Here is a 6834-nt window from a genome sequence, read left to right on the forward strand (position 1 = left end):
TTGCTTGCGAACCGAGAATGCGACGGAGAGTCAGGACGAGATCACTACACGACGGGACATGTTCAAGACGTCCGGCCTACGATGGCCGAGTCCCCGGACGTCCTTCAGGCAGGTGACATGGCGAACGAGAGATTGCGGGCGGCCCTGCTGCAGCGCGGCGTGAGCATCGCCCAGCTCGCGCAGGCCATCGAAGTGGACCCCAAAACGGTCGAGCGGTGGGTGACCAAGGGACGCGCGCCGTACCGAAAGCACCGCTTTGCGGTGGCTTCCTACCTGGAGGCCGAGGAGACCTACCTGTGGCCGGAGGCGCTCACCCGCGACCAGGTCGCCTCAGCGTCCGAGAGCGAGATCGTCACCGTCTACCCGCACCGCTGGGCCGTCCCCAGGGACGTGTGGGGACGACTGTTCTCAGCGGCCTCGGCGGAGATCGGCGTGCTGGTCTACAGCGGGTTGTTCCTCGCCGACGACACCGGCATCGTGCGCATGTTCGGCGACAAGGCCGACACCGGAGTGAAGGTGCGGATCCTGCTCGGCGACCCCGACTGCGCCGAAGTGGCCCAGCGCGGCGCGGACGAGGGCATCGACGACGGTATGGCCGCCAAGATCCGCAACGTCCTCGTGTTGTACCGGCCGCTGATCGGGCGGCCCAACGTGGAGTTCCGGCTGCACGCCACCGTGCTGTACAACTCCATCTACCGCGCCGACGACCAACTCCTCGTCAACACCCACGTGTACGGCGTGCCCGCCGGAAACGCGCCCGTCTTCCACCTGCGCAAGGTCATCGGCGGCGACATGGTCACCACCTACACCGAGAGCTTCGAACGCGTCTGGGACCGAGCCCGGCCGATAGGGTCCTGAGCCATGGCCAAGCGGATCGACTACTACGACGACCCGAACGCCCCCACACCCAACAGCCTGGTCCCGTCCGTGAACGTCATCGTCACCAACCCCGCCGGCGACCTACTGATGATCCGCCGCACCGACAACGACAACTGGGCCGTCCCCGGCGGCGCCATCGACCTGGGCGAATCCATCCCACAAGCCGCCATCCGCGAAACCCTCGAAGAGACCGGCATCACCTGCCAGATCACCGGCCTGGTCGGCACCTACAGCGACCCCCGCCACGTCATCCTCTACACCAGCAACGGCGAAGCCCGCCAAGAGTTCTCCATCGTCCTCACCGCACGAGCCATCAGCGGCGAGCCGACGCCGAGCGACGAGTCGCGCGAGGTCCGCTGGGTGCCGCGTGAGCAGGTCGCGTCTCTGCGCATGGACAGGTCGATGCGGATGCGCATCGAGCACTTTCTCACTGGGCCTGCCATGCCCTACATTGGCTGATCTTCGTCAGCTTTTGGGGAGACCGTCTCGATGACCATGCTCGTTCACATCACCGCGGCCAAGAACACGCGGTCGGTGCGGCGTGGGGGCATCCGCGCCGTGAGCAGCGCGCATGGTGGGCCATCCGGTGTCTATTGCCTGCCGGTGCTGCCGTCGTACCAGATCACCCATCAGTGGGTTCGCGAGCTGCGGCGGGGTGGTCAGCGTACGCTGGTCGCCGTCTATTTCCGAGTGCCCGATGACGAACCGGTGGAGGTCGGCCACTACGGTCGCGTCCCTCGCCAGATGACCAGTACCGAAGCCGCCGCGCTGATCGCGGCACAGCAGGACGCGCGCGGCTACCAATTCTTCATTCCGCGCCCCGTTGCCGCCGGAGAGATTCACCGCATCCGCAGCGTGAACCAGGTCACCGGCTGGCGCTACATGCCAGATGCCCACGGGCGACCGCCCTGCGCGTGCCCAGTCTGTAACCCCGCCGGTCAGTACGGCGCAGCCAAGATCAGGAGATCGTTCGGCGACCCCGACGACTAACCTTCTCCGGCCAGCTTCCCTTCGATCGCTCGCACCGCGGCCAGAATGCACGGTGTTGACGCGGTGATCGATCGGGAGACCAGGTGTTCCGGGCCGTAGCGCGAGTGAATCTCCCCGAGCCGTTGAGTGACGTCGAGGTGCGTGCCGTCGGGGCCGGTGGTCATGTCGCAGTAAGTCAGCGCCTCCACCAGTTCCGGGCGTTCCTCGTCGAACTCTGCGGTGAGCGCGTCGAACAAGGAGCGTTCGCGGGCCTCGTTGACCGCGCAGGAGTGATGGGCGACCAGGCGGCACAGCGTGCCGTCGGCCTGGTGGACGTCGCGCAGATAACGAGCGCCGTCGAGCGGGTGAAAGCCGGTGTCGACCAGGTTGGGGGCGTAGCCGATGTCGTGCAGGTAGGCGGCGGCGGTCAGGGTGTCGGCCTTTTCGCCGAGGATGGGTGCCAGCGACTTGGCGCGGGCGGCTACTCCTTGGGTGTGTGCCCAGCGCCGGGGCAGGGCCGTCTCCAGCAGCTCTTTGGCGAGGTCATGAGCCCATTCAGTTTGTCCCACATCGCCCACGATAGGCACGAGGTGCCGGGATCGATCCAGTACGAGCGCCAGGACGTCCCAGGACGTCTCATCTGCGGACGAACCGGCCGCGGCCGTGCTCGGCCACGATCAGGCCCTCCCGTTCCAGTACGGCGAGTGCTTGGCGGACCGTGCTGCGCGAGACCCCGTGCGATCGGCGCAACTGCGCCTCGCTGGGCACCGTGCTGCCCGGTGCGAGGTCACCGCGCTGGATCTGCTCGCGCAGTTCCCGCGCGACCGTCTGATACAGGTACGGCTCGTCGCCTGTCTTGTCGCCGCCGAGGACCAGCCGGCCCTTGGCGGGGATGGCCAGGATCAGCCCTTCGGCCTCCAGCAGCGCCAGCGCGCGCCGCACCGTGTTGCGCGCGACGCCGAACTCGGCGCACAGCTCCGCCTCTGAGGGCATCATCGTTCCCACCGGATACGTGGTCATCTCGATCCTTTCTCGAAGCCGGTCGACGATCTGGGGAAAGATCCGCCAACCGGTCAGCCACCTGGTCACCATTTATGTGGGTTTCAGAGCCGGTACGCGTCGGCGATCTTGTTGAGGTTGAAGCTGAGTTCGCCCTGCGGCTCGTACCGCCACCCCTGCCTGGCGGCCTGCTCGACGCGCTCCACTGCGGCGATGAGCTGAACGCAGGAGGTTCGCTCGTCCGGCCGGTCGCCCCAGTAGAACCAGCGGAACGGCAGATGCACGTACACCCGACGGCGGCGGCCCGTGGCGTCCAGCACCTCCACGCCCGGACGGCCGTCGTCCTCGTTGAGGAAACCCGCGGGCACGTTTCGCTCCACCAGCTCGTTGCGCAGCGCCGCCAGCAACGCCTCCTGGCAGGCGCGCTGGCGTTCCTTGAGGCCGTTCATCACCGGGTTGTCCCTTCGTCGTCACGGTCGGTGTACATCGAGGTTCGCCCGCCGACTGGAACCTTTACACCGCAACTCAGGGACGTCTAGGGACGTCTCGTGTTAGCTTCCCAGGCACAAGCCCAGGCCTCACCGGAGGTGCCCCATGAACGACAGCCTGCGCGACGCCCTCAGCAACGCCCGCCTCCAACCCACCGACATCGCCGCCCGCCTCGCCGTCGACCCCAAAACCGTGCACCGATGGCTCAACGGACGCACCCCCCACCCACGTCACCGCTGGGCCGTCGCCGACCTGCTCCAGATCGACGAGGCAGACCTATGGCCCGAGGTGACACCGCAACGCCGGGCGATATCCGAAGAGGTACAGGCCGTCTACCCGCACCGCTGGGCCGTGCCACAGACCATCTGGCGCGAACTCTTCCAGGCCGCCACGCGCGAGATCGACATCCTCACCTACAGCGGCCTGTTCCTCGCCGAAGACACCGGCACCATCCGCCTACTGGCGGCCAAAGCCCGCGCCGGCATTAGAGTGCGCATCCTGCTCGGCGACGAGAACGCCGCCGAGGTGGCCGCGCGAGGCGTGGACGAAGCCATCGGAGCCGCCGTCATGGCCGCCCGGGTCAGGAACGCACTCAACCTCTACCGCCCCCTCATGGCCATCGACCAGGCCGAGATCAGGCTCCACAGAACCGTGCTGTACAACTCGATCTACCGCGCAGACGACGACCTCCTGATCAACACCCACGCCTACGGCACACCCGCCGCCCAAGCACCAGTCATCCACCTACGAGCCAGCGGACCACAGGCAGCAGCAGCCACCTACCTGACCAGCTTCGAACGCGTCTGGGCAACAGCTACACCGGTCTCAGATGGAGCCTGAACAGGCAGACCGGCACACAGCAAAGATCGCTGACCAAGATCAGAAAGCAACTTATCTGTACGTCATCAAGGCGGGCCGCTTCAAGCGGCCCGCAGTGTGCAGGCGCTCGCTGGCCGCGCTGCGGCTCTTCGGCCGGTCGCGGCCAGCGGCCCCTGCATCGCTTGGCACTAGCGCGCATCAAGTATGTGAGTCGTTGACCTCAGCTACTTTCACCGTTGACCAGATATTCAACATCGACAAGTGGCGCCTGACGCAGGGCGTCACGAAATTGAGTGCCTCGTAGCTTACGGATCGACTGCGCCCTTCCTGTTAGACGAAGGGACCATTCTCCATTCTCGAGATCAAGAATATAGAGGCCTCTTTTCAGGCGAACATCACTAAACTCGCTGAGGGCTAGCATGTACACCTCGTACTTAACGCCGCCTTTGTGTTGATCGGAGAGGCTTGCGTGAATTAGATGGGCGAACCGAAGGTCCACTAATTGAGCCAGAATTTCGTAGCCGGGTCGCGACTTTTGATTGAAGTCTACGCGGAAGAATGTGTGTCGTTCACCTTGAACTTGTGCGCTAAGGCGCTCAAGCGTAGACAATAGCAGCCCAGAGTTCTCCGAGGCGTCTTGTTCTAGATCGCGCTTCTTGCTATCAGCAGACTTCCTGGCTGCTCCAGAGACGTCTTCTTTCCCGACTTCTTGCGGATCCAGGCGCTTCTCGCGCGCAACCACGATGGAGGAAGCGAACAGCGTGATGTAATCGCGCAGGACGCCCCCCGACGCAAGAGCCAACCTGCCCAACGCCGCTTTCCCAGCTACATGGGACAGCTTGGTAATCCCGGCGGCGATGGTGTAATCGACAAGGATAGACTCAAGAAATGTTTGAGTGGATGATGGTTCTTCGAGCGTAAGGTCCAAGTCGATTTTGGAGGCATCATGTGGAATTTCGATGCCTAGTTTGGAGGAAGGCTCGAAAGGACGAGTCAAACGTTCGATACTTGCTATCTTGAGCCATCCATTGCAGTCCCGCAGCATTGCCGAAATGTAGTCGAGAAGAAGTGGCTGTTCGGCAATGGGGAAGAAATAGAAGTCGTCTATATATACATAGAGACGCACAAGGTCTTCGCGAAGAATGGGTCGCAGAGCCTTATTGAGGCTGGCGAGAATGTTGTCGACCTCGATGTCAGTATGAAGTCCCGTCTCGCGAGCCTGAGCGATGGCTTGGTTGACCTGCCGCAGATGAGCGAAGGCATCCGACTGTGACGACCCTCCATGCCGAAGCAGAGCATCGATGACAGTCTCAGCTACGACAAGGAATGCGACGGATGGGCTCGTTCGCCTGAATATTTGGGCATTAAGCCATGCTGTTACATAACCTTGTCCTTCAGCATGACGCTTAGCCTCAAGCATCAGGGCGGTCTTTCCGACTCCTCGGCGTCCATAGATGATGTGGTGCCGAGATGTTTTTACAGCGGCAAGGCCAGCGCGCGGATCCTCTATGTATCTCAGGCTTGGGAGTGCATCAGAAGTACGGGATCGCGCTTCTAGCAGTTGTATTAGCTGATCTACTTGTGAGCTCGCTAGTTTTCCGCGTCGAGTGGTACTGCTGCTACCCGTAGAGGACTCTGGAGAGGTTCGGAAGGTGACGGTGATGGAAAAGTCGCCGTCAAGGGATAGCGAACTGAGGCCTTGCTCTATCGAGCCTGCCATGCTTTGAGCAAGCAATAGCGACTCTCGGGCAACGAACGCAATAAGCCATAGTTCGCCGGGGAAGAGGCGTTCTTCTACTCTCTCCGTAGCAATGCCAGCTTCCGCCAAAGATCGCTCGACGAAAGCGATGTAGCTGTTATCTGGCATCAGACTATTCCATTCAGTAAGGCAAAGTCCTCGCAGGCCTTCACGAAATCCGCAGCTACCGTAGCCAGTCGACGACCATCGGTCTCCCAATCGGACTGACCTATTGGATATAAGTCATAATCTGCCTCGTTGCGCAGGAGTCGCGCATCGGTGAGCTGCACTTCTCGGACTGTCGCGTCCGTCATATTGTTTGGCAGATGGCGAGGCAGCACGCTGTGTTGTTGAAAGTCGTCACCACCATGCACTGCGAAGACGATCGCTCTGGCCGAGTGGTACATGGCATAATAGTGACGACTTATTGCAGCGCGAAAATGCAGCTCGAATAGTAGTTTGTCGCCTATTCTGAGGTGCTCGCCGGCAAAAGTTAGCCTATCCGAGACGATTTGGCGAAGCCCGTCAGTCAAAGGGAAAGGATGTAACCCTCCTCCCACGGGTATGGCCTGTATCTCGGCCTTCTTGCGGGTCGACAGATGTAGAAGCATCCGATCGGCCAGGCTGACCGCCGGCATGGGGCCTCCCTGATCTTGGCGGCCAGACTAGGTCATAGCAGGCTGGATGGATGTAGCCGACTATCGTAACAACTGGGAAGTGGCGGAGACGTACTCCGACACGCCATGCCGGGTGGCCATCAACACGGGCTGTTGTGACTGGTTGCGCAGCAGCGAGGTGCAGCACCCCTGCCTCATGCGGTCTGATCGTCCCGTATGGGTAAGCAATCAGAAGGTTTTGTGACGCTGGGTGATACGCGCTGATCAGACTTCGAGTGCGACGGGCGGCATCCAGAGGTTGCCGGTGAAAGCGCGGTGGATCGC

Annotated in this window: 9 protein-coding genes; 4 read left to right on the forward strand and 5 right to left on the reverse strand. The window is 62.4% G+C overall.

Going from position 1 to position 6834, the window contains the following annotated elements:
* The first annotated feature begins 117 nt into the window (after nucleotides 1-117).
* From IEY82_RS38580 to IEY82_RS38590, 3 genes are read left to right on the forward strand one after another with little or no spacing between them, the layout of a single operon-like run.
* The gene (locus tag IEY82_RS38580) at nucleotides 118-858 is read left to right on the forward strand and encodes a helix-turn-helix domain-containing protein (RefSeq protein ID WP_189129252.1); all 741 of its coding nucleotides are present in this window, start codon (nucleotides 118-120) and stop codon (nucleotides 856-858) included.
* A 3-nt stretch (nucleotides 859-861) separates the two neighbouring features.
* The gene (locus tag IEY82_RS38585) at nucleotides 862-1338 is read left to right on the forward strand and encodes an NUDIX hydrolase (RefSeq protein WP_189129253.1); all 477 of its coding nucleotides are present in this window, start codon (nucleotides 862-864) and stop codon (nucleotides 1336-1338) included.
* A gap of 30 nt (nucleotides 1339-1368) precedes the next feature.
* Entirely contained in the window at nucleotides 1369-1869 is a 501-nt protein-coding gene (locus IEY82_RS38590; RefSeq protein ID WP_189129254.1) for a hypothetical protein, read from the forward strand.
* Here the strand turns inward: IEY82_RS38590 and IEY82_RS38595 are convergent.
* From IEY82_RS38595 to IEY82_RS38605, 3 genes are read right to left on the reverse strand one after another with little or no spacing between them, the layout of a single operon-like run.
* On the reverse strand, nucleotides 1866-2426 hold the full coding sequence (locus tag IEY82_RS38595) for an HD domain-containing protein (protein ID WP_308016032.1): 561 nt from the start codon (nucleotides 2424-2426) through the stop codon (nucleotides 1866-1868). The two genes, IEY82_RS38590 and IEY82_RS38595, sit on opposite strands and share 4 nt — an antisense overlap.
* A 58-nt stretch (nucleotides 2427-2484) precedes the next feature.
* On the reverse strand, nucleotides 2485-2940 hold the full coding sequence (locus IEY82_RS38600) for a GntR family transcriptional regulator (RefSeq protein ID WP_189129255.1): 456 nt from the start codon (nucleotides 2938-2940) through the stop codon (nucleotides 2485-2487).
* Between the two features lie 11 nt (nucleotides 2941-2951).
* The gene (locus IEY82_RS38605) at nucleotides 2952-3296 is read right to left on the reverse strand and encodes a hypothetical protein (protein ID WP_189129256.1); all 345 of its coding nucleotides are present in this window, start codon (nucleotides 3294-3296) and stop codon (nucleotides 2952-2954) included.
* Between the two features lie 145 nt (nucleotides 3297-3441).
* Between IEY82_RS38605 and IEY82_RS38610 the strand changes: the two genes are divergently transcribed.
* Nucleotides 3442-4176 (forward strand): phospholipase D-like domain-containing protein, encoded by a 735-nt coding sequence (locus IEY82_RS38610; protein ID WP_189129257.1) that lies wholly within the window; start codon nucleotides 3442-3444, stop codon nucleotides 4174-4176.
* A 199-nt stretch (nucleotides 4177-4375) separates the two neighbouring features.
* Here the strand turns inward: IEY82_RS38610 and IEY82_RS38615 are convergent, their stop codons facing one another.
* Entirely contained in the window at nucleotides 4376-6022 is a 1647-nt protein-coding gene (locus IEY82_RS38615; protein WP_189129258.1) for an AAA family ATPase, read from the reverse strand.
* Nucleotides 6022-6531, reverse strand: a complete 510-nt coding sequence (locus IEY82_RS38620) for a hypothetical protein (RefSeq protein ID WP_189129259.1) — start codon at nucleotides 6529-6531, stop codon at nucleotides 6022-6024. Before IEY82_RS38620 ends, IEY82_RS38615 begins: the two co-directional genes overlap by 1 nt.
* Nucleotides 6532-6834 lie beyond the last annotated feature (303 nt).

Origin of the sequence: Nonomuraea cavernae (assembly GCF_014646355.1) — a bacterium.
Lineage (GTDB): Bacteria > Actinomycetota > Actinomycetes > Streptosporangiales > Streptosporangiaceae > Nonomuraea > Nonomuraea cavernae.